Here is a 16135-nt window from a genome sequence, read left to right on the forward strand (position 1 = left end):
CGGTCCAGAATAGGTGCGGCCGGGCTCGGAGTGAGCCCGGCCGCACGAAGTCAGGCGCCGACGTAGGTGGCCAGGTGTTCGCCGGTGAGGGTGGAGCGGGCTTCGACGAGGTCGGCGGGGGTGCCTTCGAAGACGATGTGGCCGCCGTCGTGGCCCGCGCCGGGGCCGAGGTCGATGATCCAGTCGGCGTGGGCCATCACTGCCTGGTGGTGTTCGACGACGATGACGGACTTGCCGGATTCGACGAGGCGGTCGAGCAGGCCCAGGAGTTGTTCGACGTCGGCCAGGTGCAGGCCGGTGGTCGGTTCGTCGAGGATGTAGACCCCGCCCTTGTCGGACATGTGGGTGGCGAGCTTGAGGCGCTGGCGTTCGCCGCCGGACAGGGTGGTCAGTGGCTGGCCGATGGTGAGGTAGCCCAGGCCCACTTCGGTGAGGTGGGTGAGGATCTTGTGGGCGGCGGGGGTGCGTGCCTCGCCGTCGCCGAAGAACGCGCGGGCTTCGTCGACGGGCATCGAGAGCACTTCGCTGATGTTCTTACCCGCGAAGGTGTATTCGAGGACTTCGGCCATGAAGCGCTTGCCCTCACACACCTCACACATCGTCGACACGCCGGCCATCATCGCCAGGTCGGTGTAAACCACGCCCGCACCATTGCAGTTCGGGCAGGCGCCCTCGGAATTGGCGCTGAACATGGCGGGTTTGGCGCCGGTGGCCTTGGCGAACGCTTTGCGAATGTGGTCGAGCAGACCGGTGTAGGTGGCGGGGTTGCTGCGGCGTGAGCCCTTGATCGGGGCTTGGTCGACGGAGATCACGCCTTCGTCGATCGGGATCGAGCCGTGCACGAGCGAGCTCTTGCCCGAGCCCGCGACGCCGGTGATCGCCACCAGAATGCCGAGGGGGATGTCGACGTCGACTTTGTCGAGGTTGTTGGCGGTGGCGCCACGAATCTGCAAGGCGCCGGTCGACTTTCGCACCGAGTCCTTGACCGCGGCACGGTCGTCGAAGTGGCGGCCGGTGACGGTGTCGCTGGCGCGCAGCCCGTCGACGGTGCCCTCGAAGCAGATGGTGCCACCCTTGGACCCGGCGGCGGGGCCGAGGTCGACGATGTGGTCGGCGATGACGATCGTTTCGGGCTTGTGCTCGACGACGAGCACCGTGTTTCCCTTGTCGCGCAGGCGCAGCAGCAGGTCGTTCATCCGCTGGATGTCGTGCGGGTGCAGGCCCGCGGTGGGCTCGTCGAAGACATAGGTGACGTCGGTGAGCGAGGAGCCGAGGTGGCGAATCATCTTGACCCGCTGGGCTTCACCGCCCGACAGGGTGCCCGAGGGACGCGACAGCGACAGGTAGCCCAGGCCGATCTCGACGAACGAGTCCAGGGTCTGGCGCAGCGACTCCAGCAGCGGCGCCACCGACGGGTCGTCGACCTGCTTGACCCATTCGGCGAGATCGGTGATCTGCATGGCGCAGGCGTCGGCGATGCTGATCCCGTCGATCTTGGACGAGCGGGCCGCGGCGGAGAGCCGGGTGCCCGCACAGTCGGGGCAGGTGCCGAAGGTGACGGCACGTTCGACGAAGGCGCGCACATGCGGTTGCAGCGAATCGATGTCCTTGGACAGCATCGACTTGCGCAGTTTGGGGATGAGTCCTTCGTAAGTGAGGTTGATGCCCTCGACCTTGATCTTGGTCGGTTCCTTGTACAGCAGGTCGGCGAGCTGTTTCTTGGTGTACTTCTTGATCGGCTTCGCCGGGTCGAAGAAGCCCGAACCCTTGAAGATGCGGCCCATCCAGCCGTCCATGCTGTAGCCGGGGATCTTGAACGGGCCCTCGTCGAGGGAGAGGTTCTCGTCGTAGAGCTCGGTGAGGTCGATGTCGTTGATCTGGCCTTTGCCCTCACAGGTGGGACACATACCGCCGGTGATGGCGAAGCTGCGGCGTTCCTTGACGGTGACACCGTTCTTCTCGACCTCGACGGCACCGGCGCCGCTGATCGAGGCGACATTGAACGAGAACGCCTGCGACGACCCGATGTGCGGGTCGCCGAGGCGGCTGAACAGGATCCGCAGCATCGCGTTGGCGTCGGTGACGGTGCCGACAGTGGAACGCGGGTCGGCGCCCAGCCGGGACTGGTCGACCAGGATGGCGGTGGTCAGACCCTCCAGGACGTCGACGTCGGGGCGGGCCTGGCTGGGCATGAAGCCCTGCACGAACGCACTGTAGGTCTCGTTGATCAGACGCTGTGATTCGGCGGCGATGGTGCCGAAGACCAGGGAGCTCTTACCGGATCCGGACACGCCCGTGAAGACCGTCAGCCTGCGCTTGGGGATCTCGATGCTCACATCGCGCAGATTGTTGACCCGCGCGCCGTGCACGCGGATCACATCGTGGCTGTCGGCCGGCTCTATGGTGGTGCCGGTCTTCTTGGCCGTGCTCATGGGTCTCCCTTGATCAGTCGACATCGCCGGACATCGAATCTACCGGCGCGATGGCTTACTTGGTCTGCTGGATGCGGACCATATTTCCGGCGGGATCGCGGAAGGCGCAGTCGCGCACGCCGTAAGGCTGATCGGTGGGTTCCTGGACGATCTCGATGTCTCCGGCCTGCAGCTTCTCGAACAGGCCGTCGAGGTCGTCGGTGGCGAGGTTGACGCCGGCGTAGGTGCCTTTGGCCATCATTTCGCTGATGACGCGGCGTTCGTCGTCGGTGAGGCCCGGGTCGGCGGCCGGTGGGTGCAGCACGATGGAGGTGTCGGGCTGGCCGGTGGGGCCCACGGTGATCCAGCGCAGCCCGTTGTAGCCCACATCGTTGCGCACCTCGAAGCCGAGTGTGTCGCGGTAGAAGGCGAGCGCGGCGTCGGGGTCGTCCTGCGGCAGGTAGCTCGAGTGGATGGTGAGGTTCATGCCGACCACGCTAATTGTCGGCCGGAGCGGAAGCTTCTCGATTCCTGATCGGTCTGGTCACCTTCTTGACCACGCACGACGGCATGCCCGCGGTCTGTTCGTCCTGACGCTGTTTGTAGGTGCTGGGCGGCACCCCGACGAGTTCGGTGAAGCGGGTACTGAAGGTACCCAGCGAGGACGAGCCGACCGCGAAACACACCTCGGTGACGCTCAGGTCGCCGCGGCGCAGCAGTGCCATCGCCCGTTCGATGCGGCGGGTCATCAGGTAGGAGTACGGCGATTCCCCGTAAGCGAGGCGGAATTGCCGGCTCAGGTGCCCGGCCGACATGTGGACGCCGCGGGCGAGCGCTTCGACGTCGAGCGGCTGGGCGTACTCACGGTCGATGCGGTCGCGCACACGACGCAGCAGCGCGAGGTCGCGCAAGTGCTGTGGTTTCGCGGGTGGGCCGGTCACATGGCCGATCGTCCCACGTCGGACAGTGTTGCCGACACCGGCGGGTCGGTGTGGGTGTCGAGGACCCCGGCGAGTTCGGCACGGAAGTGAGGGCAGGTGCGGAAGTCCTCGGCGTCGCAGTCCAGGACGTGGGTGACGGCGTCGAGGGCGGCGCGCGTGCGGGCGATCTGGTCGGCGAGGCGGTCGCGATGGGCTTCGAGTACTTCTCGGCGGGTGCGCCGATCGGGGGAACGGATGAACAGGATGGCGAGATCGTCGAGCGACAAGCCTGCCTTCTTGCCCAGCACGATCATCGCGATCGTGTCGATGTCGGTACCGCGGTAGTGGCGGCGTCCGGCCGAATCACGGGCTGGAGTGAGCAGTCCGCGGTCTTCCCAGTGGCGCAGCACGTGGGTCGCGAGCCCGAACTGGGCTGCCACCGCACCGATCGTGGTGTGTTCCCCGGCCATCCGCCGAGCCTATGCGGTGACGCGGTAGCAGGTGATCACGGCGACGGGATGCCAAGGCAGACGGACTGTTTCGGAGTCGACCGAGCCGAAGACGGTGCTGAGTGCGCGCCGGATCTCGCGGGTTCGGGTGAAGCGGAAGTCGAAGATCGCGGCGCCGCCGCCGGGGCGGAGCACTCGACGCAGTTCGGTGACGGCGGCGGGCAGGTCCGGCCATTCGTGCATGCTCAGGCTCGACACGGCGAAGTCGATGCTCGCGTGCGAGTGGGGCAGCTCGGCGACGTCGGCGACGGCCAGGTCGATCGGCTGCCCAGCGAGGGTGCGCCGGGCGATCTCGATCATGTGCGGGGACAGATCGATGCCGTGCAGGCGCAGGTCGGGGCGACGAGTCGCCACGTGGGACAACAGCTTTCCCGGGCCGGTGCCGAGGTCGAGGACCGTGGCCGAATCGGTGGTGTTGGCGTCGATGTCGGTGGCGATCCGCCGGTACAGGCCGGTGAGGAGCCGGGTGGCGCGCCGGTCGTAGCCGAGGCTCTGTGCGTATCCGAAAGTGGTCATGAGACCACCGTGGTTGTTCAGGTCGACCTGAAGTCAAGCTCGTCGGTCGGGCGCACGGCCGCGGTGCGACCGGGTGCTTGCTGGAATTGCCAGTACAGGTTCGTGTGGGCGATGACGTCTTCGGGTTTCGGTGCGCCCCACCGGGTCTTGTCGCCGGTGGTGTGGGCATCGGCGACCAGGGTGACATCGTATCCGCGCACGAACGCGCTGTGGATGGTCGAACGGACGCAGGCGTCGGATTCCGCGCCCGTGACCACCAGGTGGCCGGCGCCCACCGCCGCGAGCAGTCCCTCGAGCTCGGTGTCTTCGAAGGAGTCCCCGTAGTGCTTGTGAACCAGCGGTTCGGTGTCGGTGCGGGTGAGTTCGGGGACGTAGTGCCAGGGATCGCTGTGTTCGACCAAATCCTCGGAGGAGTGCTGGATCCAGATGATCGGGACATCGGCGGTGCGGGCACGGTCGACAAGGGCGTTGATGTTCGCGACGACCTCGTCGCGGCGGGGTGCTTCGTCGACGACGCCGTTCTGCACGTCGACGACGAGCAGCGCGGTGTTCGGGCGGTCGGGCAGCGTGGTCATGGCGATTCCTCTGGCGGTCAGAGCGGGCGAAGGACGACGACGCCCGGGACAGTCTGGAGATACTCGGTCAAGGGGGTATCGACGACCTGGTTGTTCGCCGCGAGCGAGGAGGCGTTGCGGAAGACCGGGCCGGTGGGGGTCGCGACGATGATGCCGACGTGGGTCACGTCGAGCCCGGCGTCGGGGGTGTAAGCGCCGAGGAAGTCGCCGGTGCGAAGGGCGGCCTGGACTGCCCCGTCGACGGCGGCCGCGGGAATATGGGTGACGGCACGGTCGACCACGGCAACGCCCGGCAGATAGGTGCTGCCGTCAGCTTTCGCGTTGAGATGCTTGGTGATGGTCACCGCGGTGGGGCTCAAGCTCGCGGTGATGTCGGTGGCGGCGAGCCGTTCGCGGGTGGCCCAGTCGGTGAAGAAGTGCTTGCGCTGGGCGAATTCGACGCGACCATCGATGTAGCGAGTACTGACCAGGTTGGTGAGGAACTCGTCGCGGGTGCTGGAGCGGGAGGCGGCATCGATGTAGTCGAGGTAGGTGAAGCAGTCGACCCGGCGCAGATCCGCGACGAGCTGTTCGGGCTCGGTGGCCGAACCGATCAGCATGTTCGCACCGTACGGGGTGCCGAGCAGCCGAGCGGAGAGCCGTTCGAGGAGTTCGCCACGGCCCAGACCGCCCGATTCGGCGCGCACGGTGAGGAGTTCGTCGATCTTGCGCGCGGAAACGTCATCGACCGACGGTGCGGCCGAGGCCGGTGCCAGCGCGCACACGAGCGCGGCGAGCACGAGCATGATCCGGACGATGATGCGCAAGACGCCTCCAGCTGGCCACGGGTCGATCGGTGCGAGCGCTGTCCACCGTAGCCGAGACGGCGGACAGGATCGGCGACTCAGGGTTCCCGGTGCCGCGATGATGGCGGAGTGTGACGTTCGGCCATCGGTGATGCCGATTGTTCGCGAATGGTCTCGTATCGACCGGTCGGTGAGTTGTTCGCGTACCGTTGGCGCAGGTAGTCCGTGTTCGCGGCGTGTTCGCGATGGGGTTGCTCCCCCGGGTGTCGTGGATGTGGTTCGTGCAGACGTCGACCGTTGGCCCGTCCGGGCGGAAGGGATGCCGAAATGCGTGCGTTGACAGTGGTTCCCATGCAGAAGCAATCGTTGCGGGTGGAGGATGTGCCCGACCCGGTCGTCGGTCCCGGCGAACTGCTCGTCGACGGGATCTCGCTGGGTATCTGCGGCACCGACCGCGATATCGCGCAGGGCAACTACGGCTGGCTGCCACCGGGCAAGTCGCAGATGGTGCTCGGGCACGAATCTCTGGGGCGGGTGAAGACCGCGCCCGCGGGCAGCGCATTCGCCCCTGGCGACCTCGTCGTCGGGATCGTGCGCAGGCCGGATCCGGTGCCGTGCGGGGCGTGCGCGCGCGGCCAATGGGACATGTGCCGCAACGGGATGTACGTCGAGCGCGGGATCAAGGAGATCGACGGGTACGGGTCGACGTCCTGGGTGGTGCGCGAGGACTTCGCGGTGCGACTCGATCCGGCACTGGAGAAGGTCGGGGTCCTGCTGGAACCGACGACCGTGGTCGCCAAGGCCTGGGATCAGATCGAGAGGATCAACAACCGCGCCTGGTTCGATCCGCGCACCGTCCTGGTCACCGGCGCCGGGCCGATCGGTCTGCTGGCGGCGCTGCTCGGGCAGCAACGCGGCTTGGACGTGCACGTCCTCGACCGGACCAGCGGCGGGACGAAAGAAGAGCTGGTCCAGGCGCTGGGCGGCACGTTCCACACGGGGACGGCGGCGGCCGCCGCGAAAGAGATCAGCCCCGACATCGTGATCGAGGCGACCGGTGCGCCCGCGGTGGCGTTGCAGGCGATGGAGATCGACAACCCCGGCGTGATCGTCTGCCTGACCGGGGTGTCGACACCCGGTGTCGACACCGATGTCGATGTCGGCGGATTGAACCGCAACATCGTGCTCGACAACGCGGTGGTGTTCGGTTCGGTGAACGCGAACCGTCACCACTACGAACAGGGCGCCGAAGCGCTGGCAAAAGCGGACGAGTCGTGGCTCGAACGCCTCATCACCCGGCGGCTGCCGCTGGAGAAGGCGCTCGAGGCGTTCGACCCGGGCGGGTCCGATATCAAGGTCGTCATCGACCTGTCCTGACTCGCCGAAGCGAGGTCGAGGCGGTCAGTCGGCCGCCGCGACCTCGGTCGTGGGGACCGCGCAGCCGTCGGGCCCGCAGCTGTCGCCGTCGGCGATGAGCTGGGGAGCAGGTCGATCGTTCCAGGCGGTGTTCAGTGCCCGGGTGAACGTTTCGGGAGGTTGGGCGCCGGAGACCGCGTACTTGCCGTCGAAGACGAAGAACGGGACACCGGTGGCACCGAGCGCGGCGGCCTCGGCTTCGTCGCGGCGGACCGCGTCGGCGTAGGCATCGGGGTCGGCCAGCACCGCGCGCACCGAGTTCTCGTCCAGACCCGCGCGCACAGCCAAGGCCACGAGGCGTTCGGTATCGCCGAAGACGGGCTCCGGCTCGGCGAAATTGCCTGCGTAGAGGGCGTCGAGCAGGGCTTCCTGCTTGTCCTGGTCGAGGGCGTAGTGCAGGAGCCGGTGCATGTCGAAGCTGTTGCCCGAGTCGCGGCCCGCGGTTCGGTAGGGCAGACCCATCGCCGCGGCCTGGGCGCCGATGCCGCGTTCGTTGGCGGCGGCCTGGTCGACGGTGATGCCGTATTTCTCGGCGATCGCCGGGATGACCGGACGGGTGGAACCGGCGGGCAAGGTCGGATCGAGCTCGAAGGACCGGTGCACCACCTCGACGTCGTCCCGGTGCGCGAAGCCGGCCAGCGCTTCTTCGAAGCGGGCTTTGCCCAGGTAGCAGAACGGGCAATTGATGTCGGTCCAGATCTCTACTCTGGTGGACAAGCGGGCCTCCTGCGGCGCATCGAGGGGTGCGGCGGTGGTCCGCCGGACAGTTCTGGACAGGCGTTCGAATTCGGGGAATGTAACGCCGGCAACGAGGCCGCTATTCCCTGGCGCGTCCGGGCACGACGGGACGAGCACGAGGGGTATCGATGGAGTTCGAGCAGCGGAGGGGGTGGGTGCAGGTGCCCGAAGGATTGGTGGTGCCACGCGCGCTGGGGGGATTGTGGGCGGTGCGCCACGCACAGAGTGAGGCCAATGTGTGGTTCTCCGACCCGGCGACCGAGCAGCGGCCGATGCGGGGCACCGATTCCGCGGTGGAACTGACCACCCACGGGCAGTGGCAGGCGCGCTGTCTGGGCGACTGGCTGGCCGGGCTGGCGGGCACGCAGCGACCCACACTGGTGGTCTGCTCGCCCTACCTGCGCACCAGAGTCACCTGGGCGGTGATGGCCGAGGCCGCCGCCTCCCGCAACCGGCACCTGCACCCGATCCGCACCCTGGTCGACGAACGGTTGCGTGATCGGGAGATGGGGGTGTTCGAACTGCATCCGTACCGGGCGATCCGGCGACGCGCGCCCGAGGAGGGGCTGCGTCGTGAACTGGTCGGCAACTGGGTCTATCGCCCGCCGGGCGGGGAGTCGCTGGCCGATGTGGCATTGCGGGTGCGCAGTTTCCTCGACGAGCTCGACGTGGTGGCCGCGGGCGAGCAGGTGCTGGTGGTGACGCACGATGCGGTGGTGGTGTCGTTGCGCTACATCCTCGACGGACTCGGTGCGCCGGTACCGGATTCGCTCGAGCCGGTGCCCAACGCGTCGGTGTCACAGTGGCGGCGTGAGGGCCCACGACTGGCGTTGCGTGTGTGGGGCTCGGTCGACCACCTCGCGATGGACGCGGACACGGGCTAGGGGCCGGCGCGACCGACCGATGTCGGCCGCAACCGTTTTCGTGATGGTCGGTGCCGACGCGGCTGTCGTTGGGTGGCGTCGACGGACTGATGGGTCCGTGGGTGGGAGAATGCGCGAGTGGATGTCGCGATCGGTCTGGTTGTCCTCATCGGCTCGGCGACCGCGCTGGCGGCGCTGGCGCGGCGATTCGGGGTGTCGGAACCCTTGGTGCTGACGTTGGCCGGGGTGGCCGCGTCGTATCTGCCGATGGTGCCGCAGGTACACCTCGAGCCGGAGGTGGTGCTGCTGGGGTTGCTGCCGCCGCTGCTCTACACCGCCGCGCTGCGCACCTCGCTGGTCGATTTCAAGGACAACCTGCGCACCATCGCGTCGCTGTCGGTGGGGTTGGTGCTGTTCAGCACGTTCGCCGTGGCGCTGGTGGTGTGGTGGTTGCTGCCGGTGCCGTTCGCGGCGGCGGTCGCGTTGGGTGCGGTGGTCGCTCCCCCGGACGCGGTGGCAGCGACCGCGGTGGCCCGACGCACAGGGATGCCGCGCAGCATCGTGACGGTACTCGAGGACGAGTCGCTGTTCAACGACGCCACCGCACTGGTGGCGTTGCGTTCGGCGATCGCGGCGATGGCCGGTGCGGTGACCGCATGGCAGATCGGCGGCGATTTCCTGCTCGCGGCCGTCGGCGGCGGTGTCATCGGGGCCGTGGTGGCGGCGGCATTGGTGATGTTGCGCCGGCGGATCACCGACCCGGTGCTCGATACCTCGGTGTCGCTGCTGGCCCCGTTCGTGGCGTATCTGCCCGCCGAGCACTTCCACGCCTCGGGCGTGATCGCGGTCGTGACGTGCGGGATGATCCTGGGCCACGGCGCGCAACGGTGGCAGGGCGCGGCCTCGCGGGTCGCCGAGACCACCAATTGGCGCACCATCCAGTTCATTCTGGAGAGCGCGGTGTTCTTGATCATCGGGTTGCAGGTGCGCTGGATCGTCGAGGCCGCCTGGCACAGCGGGTTGGATCACGCCACGCTCGTCGTCGCGGCGGTGGGTGTGCTGGCCGCGGTGATGCTGGCGCGCCCGGTGTGGGTGTTCACGCCCGTGCTGGTGGCCAGGTTGTTCGGGCGCGCGACCGAACCGTTGAGTCATGCGGCGGTGGTGTCGTGGGCGGGCATGCGCGGGGTGGTGACCTTGGCGGCGGTGTTGTTGCTGCCCGACTCGACACCGCAGTTGCCGGTGCTGGAACTGCTCGCCCTGGTGGTGGTCGGCGGCACGCTGCTGGTGCAGGGCAGTTCGCTGCCGTGGCTGGTGCGGTTGCTGCGGTTGCGCGGACCCAGTCGCGAGGAAGACGCACTCGCCAAAGCCGATCTGCTGCAACAGGCTTCGACCGCCGGCCTGGCCGAACTCGACCGCAGGATCGGACCGGACACCCCCGAACCGGTGATCGAATCGCTGCGACAGCGACTGATCTGGCGCTCCAACGCCGCCTGGGAGCGGTTGGGCCGCCCGGAGGCCGAGCTGGTGACACCGACCGCGGAGTACCGGCGGTTACGACTGGCGATGCTGGCCGCCGAACGCGATGCGGTGCTGACGGTTCGCGACGCGGGGGCGGTGGATTACGAAGTCCTCCAACATGTGCTGGCCCGGCTCGACCTCGAGGAATCGATGATCGACCGTTTCGACGAGAGCGACGACGAGCGCCGCGCCGAACCGCTGTCCACCGCCGCCGGTGCGGTGGGGTGCGCCCATCTGGAGGAGGCGCCGGCACTGGCAGAGCCGCCCGCTGGTGAGCTGGTGTGTCAGACGTGTCTGGACGAGGGCCTGCGCTGGGTGCATCTGCGAATGTGCACCGCCTGCGGGAACATCGGCTGCTGTGAGTCCTCGATCGGTGACCACGCGAGCGCCCATTTCCGGGACTCGGCGCATCCGGTGATGCGCAGTGTGGAGCCCGGGGAAGCCTGGCGATGGTGCTACGTGGACCAATTGCTCGGCTAGCTCACGGAAGTGTCCGTCCGGCCAGGGGTCGCGAATCAGCGCGGCACGAGACCCTGACGCAGTCGTCGCGCCGACGTGGTCGTCAGCCGCGGTGGGAGTAGATCAGTCGCGCGTATTCGGCGAGCAGGTGGTCGAGTTCGGTGGATTCGCCCGCGGCAGCGAGCTGTTGGTAGCCGATGATCATCGCCATGCCGAATTCGGTGACGACGGTGGCGGTGGCCGTGTCGTCGACGACGCCGTCGATGACACGGTGCACGGTGCGCCGCCGCGACTCGTCGACCCGCTTGACGGTGACGTGTACCGATTCGTCGTTGGCCGCCCAGGCGCGCAGCGCGGCTTCGGCGCCGTGTTCGAGTCCGCTGGCGAGCACCGACATCGCCCGCACGTCGGCGTCGGCGTCACCGTGGCCGACGTCGAGCGCGCGTAGCTCGACCATCTGACGGTTCTCCCAGTGTTCGAGCAGGGTGTCGACGAAGCCCTGCCAGGAGCCGAAGTGGTGATAGAACGAGCCGCTGGTGACGCCGAGGCGACGGCACAGCACCCCGATGTTGAGACCTTTGAAGCCGAACTCTGCGAGCACCGCCACCGCGGTGTCGAAGTACTGCTCCTTGGTGACCACTCGGGACATCGCGATGCCGTTCTGTTCGTGCGGGCAGGGCCGAAGAATCCGAACAGTACCCCATCGTATCGAGCCCTCGCGCGTACGTAACGTTGTCTACGCTGTGCCCCGGCGGGCCTTAGGGACGACGAAATACCAAGTGGCGGAACGAAATACGTGCACAACGGCCCAAAAGCGCATCCGAATGGAATAGCAGAGCGCACGCTCTGTAAACTTTTGTTCATGCCGAGACCGCGCACTCACGACCCGGAGACCGTGCTGGACGCCGCCGAAAAGCTGGCAGCAGGCGCCGGACCGGCCGCTGTCACAGTGCGCGCGGTCGCCGCCGCTACCGGAGTATCCAATGGCGCGCTCTATCACACATTTCAGTCCCGCCAGGTTGTCCTGGCGCGCACATGGTTACGCGCCGCGCACCGATTCCTCGCCCTCCAGTCGGCCGATATCGACCGCGCCGTCACCGCGCCCGACACCGAGACCCGCATCGACGCGGTCCTCGACGCCGCCGAGGCACCGGCGCGACTGGCCGAAAACCATCCCGACTCCGCGCGCCTGCTGCTGATCGTCGACCGCGCCGAACTGCTCGCCGGCGACATCGCGCCCGCACTGGCACAGGAGATCGCCGACACCGAGAAGGCGCTCGTCGCCGCGCTCAACCGGCTCGCGCGCGCCCTGTGGGGTCGCGCCGACCGGCGCGGCGTCGCCACCGTCACCACGTGCCTGGTAGACCTGCCCACCGCGCTGCTGCTGCGCCGCGACCGGCTCATCGACCCCCTGGCCCGCGCTCAGCTGCGTGCTGCCGTGCGTGCCGTCCTCGACCTCGGTCCCCACTGAAAAGGAAACAGCCCCATGCCCACACTGCGCCACCACGATTCGATCGCCGTGCTCGACCTCGGCGACGGCGAGAACCGATTCTCCCCCGACTTCCTCGACGAGATGAACACCCACCTCGACGCGGTCGTCGCCGAGGGCGCGTCCGCGCTGGTGACCACCGCGACCGGCAAGATCTACTCCAACGGTCTCGACCTGGACTGGCTCTCGGCCAACGGTGACCGGGCCGCCGAATACGTCGCGGCGGTGCACACCCTGTTCGCCCGGGTGCTCACCCTGCCCATGGCGACGGTCGCCGCGATCGGCGGACACGCCTTCGGTGCGGGTGCGATGGTGGCGATGGCGCACGACTACCGGGTGATGCGCGCCGACCGTGGTTACTTCTGTTTCCCCGAGGCCGACATCCGCATCCCGTTCACCAACGGCATGGCCGCGCTCATCCAAGCCAAGACGACCCCCAAGACCGCCGTGGCCAGCATGACCACGGCCCGCCGCTTCGGTGGCCCCGACGCGCTGGCACTGGACCTGGTCGACGCCACCGCCGCGGAAAGCGAAGTCCTCGATACCGCACTGGCTTTGGTGGCACCGCTGGGCGGCAAAGACCAGACCACGATGACAGCGATCAAATCCGTGATGTTCGCCGAAGTCCTCGACGCGCTGCGCAACCGGGACTGAACCGATCAGGGCAGCCGGGGGCCCTTGCCCAGGTAGATGTCGCCACGGTCATCGCCTGCCCAACCGCCCCCGGTATAGTCGCCCAGCACGAAACACGAGTCGCAGAACTGCTTTCCGAACACCGTCAGGTAGATGCTGCGGTAGGAGCTGATGGCCCGCATCTTCACCGACTTGTAGGCCGCCTGCGCCGGTGGTTGCGCTTCCAGGAACGCGTAGCGGCGAAAGTCGGCGACCGGTTCGGTGGAGAACCGGACCAGTCCGAGGCGACTGAGGTTGCCCAGGTAGTGGTGGTCGCGGTCGGGCAGCGCGCACCCGGCCATGGCGGCGATCATGTTGATGCCGTCGGCCAGCCGTTGCGAGCCGATCCCGAACGGCGCCTTGGTGCGGATGTCGATCGCGGGCTGCGGCCCGGCGACAGCCAGGAAGCGCAGGATCCGGGCTTCGTCGGGTGTCAGGTCGTGCAGGATCGGCACGAACGAGGGGTGCAGCTCACGCGGTTGCTGCGCGGAGTCCCAGCCCTCGGTGATCATCGCGTCGCCCATCGCCTTGAGATCCTCGGCGTCGACCTTGGTTTCGACCGGGCCGTAGACGCCGGTGGCGGTGCTGGTCAGACCGAGCGCGCTCAACGCCGCCCGCCGAAACAGCTCCACGCGTTCGTCGACGATCTGCGAGATCGGTTCGCCGGAACGGAGGTCGTCGACCAGATCGGTGGCGGTGTGCACAGCGCCCTTGGCCACCGTGCCGACGATGTGGCGCAACGACAATCCCGCGATCCGCGCCAAACCGAGCAGATCGGTCGGGATCCTGGGTTCGCGATCAGGGTTGGGCTCCATTGCTCACACTCCGAAGATCAGCAGGTGCAGCGCGCCGATGAAGGCACCGAGCACGCCACCGTGCAGATACAGCAGCCACGCGTCCTGTTCGATGGCGGTGTAGAGCATTTCGACGAACTCCTCGGGCGGCAGTTCACGCAGTTTCTCGGTGGCGAGCCGGTCGACGCTGGCCGCGGTGGTCTGAGAGAACTCCACGTCCTCGACCAACCACGGCTTCATCTCGGTCGCCAGGCTCGCGCCCGCGGTGGCCTGGATGGCGTCGAAATGGCGGGGTCCGATCGCGAGCCGGGTCACCGACCGCAGCGGGCCCAGAATCCGGTCGATCTCAGCCTCGAGGAAGTGCGCGATGACCGCACGCGTTTTGTCGCCACTGGGCCCGTCGAGCAATTGCTCGGTGACGACATCGAGGGTGACGATCTGATACCCGATCGCATGCCCCAGATCCGCCGCCGCCTGATACTGCCGTTTCGCGAATTTCGCCACCCCCCACGGATATCGGTAGCGCGGCTGCGGCACGGCGGGCTCGAACACCACCTTGATCGCGATGATGTTGACCAGCACACCCACCGTCGCGCCACCGGCGAGCACCCACGCCCACGCGGGCAGGAAATGCAGGATCTCGTAGAGCCAGCCGGGCAGTGAGATCACCGCGGGGGTGTCACCGTGGGGGGTGCTGTAGTGCAGCAACGACAACCACAGCGCCACGATCACCCCGAACGGGAATCCCAGCACCCCACTGCGGATCATGAACCGCAATTCCGGTGCGCCGAGCCCGTAGATCACGTCCTTGAGCAGTTCGGGCCTGCGCCGCAGGTAGCCCACGACCATCAGCTTCACGTCGAGGAGCTGGTCGATGTTCTCGCCGATGAAGTCGAACGCGCGATCGGTGATCGCGGGCAGCTCGGCCTCGACCCGGGTGTAGACGGCTTCGCGTGCGCGCGGCGGCATGTCGGCCCACAGGCGCGGATGCTCGGCGACCATGATCGAGTCGACCATCGAGCGCACGTTCGGCATCGCCACCAGCGCGACCTGCGCGGAGATCTTGCGCGGATCCATCTGGTCGAAGAAGTCCTTGGCGGTGCCGATCTTGGCGACCGCGTTGTCGACCATCAGGCTCGCCATCTTCTCCGAGCGGGCCGGAATGAAGCCTTGGAAGCCGAGGATGCCACCGGGGGCGAAGGTCGGCAGGATCTGCACCTTGCGCGGCAACAGCGGGAAGATCGTTTTCAGGCCCGGCACGTAGAAGCCGGTGAACCGCACCGGCGCGAACAGCATGATCACCCCGGTCCAGTTGGTGATCAGACCGGCCATGGCACTGAAAATCGGGATGGTGATCATGTCGACCCAGAACTTGCTCAGACCGGTCGTCTTCTCCCAGTCCAGCAGGCCGAAGAAACCCGCCGCCTCGATCCCAGCATTCATCCGGCGTCCACTCCGTTGTGTGGCGAACATCGCGCGTACGGTCATCATAGGCGACCGAACTCCCCGGTCCGGGCAAGTTCCGCGGTTACCCGCTAAACCGGAGCAAACACCTGATCAGACCGGACTCGGCGCTCCCGTTCGAACGGCAATCACCACGCGTGGTGTCACCAGTGGGTGGCCGACACCTCCTGCACGCGAGGGCCGATGACTCAGTGCGTGGTGTTGACCAGCAGCAAGTTGGTGTCGATGTCGTGGGTTACCTTGTTGGCCACCGAGCCCAGAAGACGTGCGGGACCGCTCATTCCACGGTTGCCGATCACGACCAGATCGTATTTCCAGGCCGAGTTGCAGATTGCCTCCGCCGGGGGGACCCCGGTGAGGATGTCGCGTCCGAACAGTTCCGGGTCCTCGACCGCGATCTGACCTTCGACGTCGATCAGGATGTCGGCACCATCGTCATCGGTCTTGGCCGAAGCCACCAGGAACGGGCGCGCACCCAGCGCCAGAGCGAGCTCGTAGCCGCGACGGACCGCGGTCAGCGAACTCGCCGATCCGTCGGTGGTGAGCCCGATGGTGGTCCAGCGTTTGGGGACCTTGTTGGTGAACACGACGTCGGTCTGACTGTGGTGGGAGACGTGATTGGCGGTCGAGCCGAGCAGTCGCGCCTTGGAACTGCCCAGGCTGCCGCCACCGATCACGAGCAACGTGGCGGGTTCACGTTCGGCGATCTCGAGCAGCAACGCGCCTGCCGTGCCGTCGAGTTCGGTGCGGGCGACCTCGGTCACGCCGGCTTCGAGCAGGGCTTCGGCGGCTGCCCGAGTGTTGGCTTCGGCCCATTCGGCGTCGGTGGCCGACTTGCGCCCCGCGTCCTTCCACACACTCACCGCGGTGACCGCGACACCGAGGCGCATCGCGAACTCCCCCGCCACCGCTACCGCCGTCTGCGCGGCCTCCGAGCCGTTGGTTCCCACGACGATGCGCTGATAGCACCCCATGTGACGCTCTCCGATCGACGGCAGGTCAGCTG

General features: G+C 67.5%; 17 protein-coding genes. 5 read left to right on the forward strand and 12 right to left on the reverse strand.

Going from position 1 to position 16135, the window contains the following annotated elements:
- Positions 1-50: 50 nt before the first annotated feature.
- Genes ACWGCN_RS05120 through ACWGCN_RS05150 form a run of 7 tightly spaced genes read right to left on the reverse strand, consistent with a single transcriptional unit; the run spans position 51 to position 5716 of the window.
- Positions 51-2432: an ATP-binding cassette domain-containing protein gene (locus ACWGCN_RS05120; protein WP_452459289.1), complete on the reverse strand. Its 2382-nt coding sequence runs from the start codon at positions 2430-2432 to the stop codon at positions 51-53.
- Positions 2433-2487: 55 nt separating this feature from the next.
- Positions 2488-2898 (reverse strand): VOC family protein, encoded by a 411-nt coding sequence (locus ACWGCN_RS05125; RefSeq protein ID WP_378629104.1) that lies wholly within the window; start codon positions 2896-2898, stop codon positions 2488-2490.
- Between the two features lie 10 nt (positions 2899-2908).
- The gene (locus tag ACWGCN_RS05130; RefSeq protein WP_378991799.1) at positions 2909-3352 is read right to left on the reverse strand and encodes a helix-turn-helix transcriptional regulator; all 444 of its coding nucleotides are present in this window, start codon (positions 3350-3352) and stop codon (positions 2909-2911) included.
- A complete protein-coding gene (locus ACWGCN_RS05135) occupies positions 3349-3801 on the reverse strand; it encodes a MerR family transcriptional regulator (protein ID WP_452459288.1) in 453 nt (150 codons plus the stop codon). Before ACWGCN_RS05135 ends, ACWGCN_RS05130 begins: the two co-directional genes overlap by 4 nt.
- A 9-nt stretch (positions 3802-3810) precedes the next feature.
- Complete coding sequence (locus ACWGCN_RS05140) at positions 3811-4356, reverse strand: class I SAM-dependent methyltransferase (protein WP_452459287.1); 546 nt, start codon at positions 4354-4356, stop codon at positions 3811-3813.
- A 17-nt stretch (positions 4357-4373) separates the two neighbouring features.
- Positions 4374-4931, reverse strand: a complete 558-nt coding sequence (locus ACWGCN_RS05145; RefSeq protein ID WP_378991803.1) for an isochorismatase family protein — start codon at positions 4929-4931, stop codon at positions 4374-4376.
- Between the two features lie 17 nt (positions 4932-4948).
- On the reverse strand, positions 4949-5716 hold the full coding sequence (locus tag ACWGCN_RS05150) for a DUF1460 domain-containing protein (RefSeq protein ID WP_452459290.1): 768 nt from the start codon (positions 5714-5716) through the stop codon (positions 4949-4951).
- A 351-nt stretch (positions 5717-6067) separates the two neighbouring features.
- On the opposite strand from ACWGCN_RS05150, the gene ACWGCN_RS05155 reads away from it, so the two are divergent.
- On the forward strand, positions 6068-7093 hold the full coding sequence (locus ACWGCN_RS05155; RefSeq protein WP_452459286.1) for a glucose 1-dehydrogenase: 1026 nt from the start codon (positions 6068-6070) through the stop codon (positions 7091-7093).
- A gap of 24 nt (positions 7094-7117) precedes the next feature.
- Here the strand turns inward: ACWGCN_RS05155 and ACWGCN_RS05160 are convergent, their stop codons facing one another.
- The gene (locus tag ACWGCN_RS05160) at positions 7118-7849 is read right to left on the reverse strand and encodes a DsbA family oxidoreductase (RefSeq protein WP_379316113.1); all 732 of its coding nucleotides are present in this window, start codon (positions 7847-7849) and stop codon (positions 7118-7120) included.
- 149 nt (positions 7850-7998) lie between these two features.
- On the opposite strand from ACWGCN_RS05160, the gene ACWGCN_RS05165 reads away from it, so the two are divergent.
- The gene (locus tag ACWGCN_RS05165; RefSeq protein ID WP_378991809.1) at positions 7999-8754 is read left to right on the forward strand and encodes a histidine phosphatase family protein; all 756 of its coding nucleotides are present in this window, start codon (positions 7999-8001) and stop codon (positions 8752-8754) included.
- A 117-nt stretch (positions 8755-8871) separates the two neighbouring features.
- On the forward strand, positions 8872-10731 hold the full coding sequence (locus ACWGCN_RS05170) for a Na+/H+ antiporter (protein ID WP_387444973.1): 1860 nt from the start codon (positions 8872-8874) through the stop codon (positions 10729-10731).
- 82 nt (positions 10732-10813) lie between these two features.
- On the opposite strand, the gene ACWGCN_RS05175 is transcribed toward ACWGCN_RS05170, so the two are convergent.
- Complete coding sequence (locus tag ACWGCN_RS05175) at positions 10814-11359, reverse strand: TetR/AcrR family transcriptional regulator (protein WP_378629092.1); 546 nt, start codon at positions 11357-11359, stop codon at positions 10814-10816.
- A gap of 213 nt (positions 11360-11572) precedes the next feature.
- Here ACWGCN_RS05175 and ACWGCN_RS05180 point away from each other — a divergent pair, with 213 nt between their 5' ends.
- The gene (locus ACWGCN_RS05180) at positions 11573-12181 is read left to right on the forward strand and encodes a TetR family transcriptional regulator (protein ID WP_378991812.1); all 609 of its coding nucleotides are present in this window, start codon (positions 11573-11575) and stop codon (positions 12179-12181) included.
- A 15-nt stretch (positions 12182-12196) separates the two neighbouring features.
- Positions 12197-12853, forward strand: coding sequence for an enoyl-CoA hydratase-related protein (locus ACWGCN_RS05185; protein WP_378991814.1), 657 nt, complete (start codon positions 12197-12199; stop codon positions 12851-12853).
- Between the two features lie 5 nt (positions 12854-12858).
- On the opposite strand, the gene ACWGCN_RS05190 is transcribed toward ACWGCN_RS05185, so the two are convergent.
- The 3 genes from ACWGCN_RS05190 to ACWGCN_RS05200 form a co-directional block, all read right to left on the reverse strand.
- Positions 12859-13686: an Abi-alpha family protein gene (locus tag ACWGCN_RS05190; protein ID WP_378991816.1), complete on the reverse strand. Its 828-nt coding sequence runs from the start codon at positions 13684-13686 to the stop codon at positions 12859-12861.
- Between the two features lie 3 nt (positions 13687-13689).
- Complete coding sequence (locus tag ACWGCN_RS05195; protein ID WP_378991818.1) at positions 13690-15108, reverse strand: hypothetical protein; 1419 nt, start codon at positions 15106-15108, stop codon at positions 13690-13692.
- 209 nt (positions 15109-15317) lie between these two features.
- Complete coding sequence (locus ACWGCN_RS05200) at positions 15318-16103, reverse strand: universal stress protein (protein ID WP_378991820.1); 786 nt, start codon at positions 16101-16103, stop codon at positions 15318-15320.
- Positions 16104-16135: the final 32 nt, after the last annotated feature.

The sequence above is a fragment of the Nocardia sp. NPDC055050 genome, assembly GCF_053608345.1.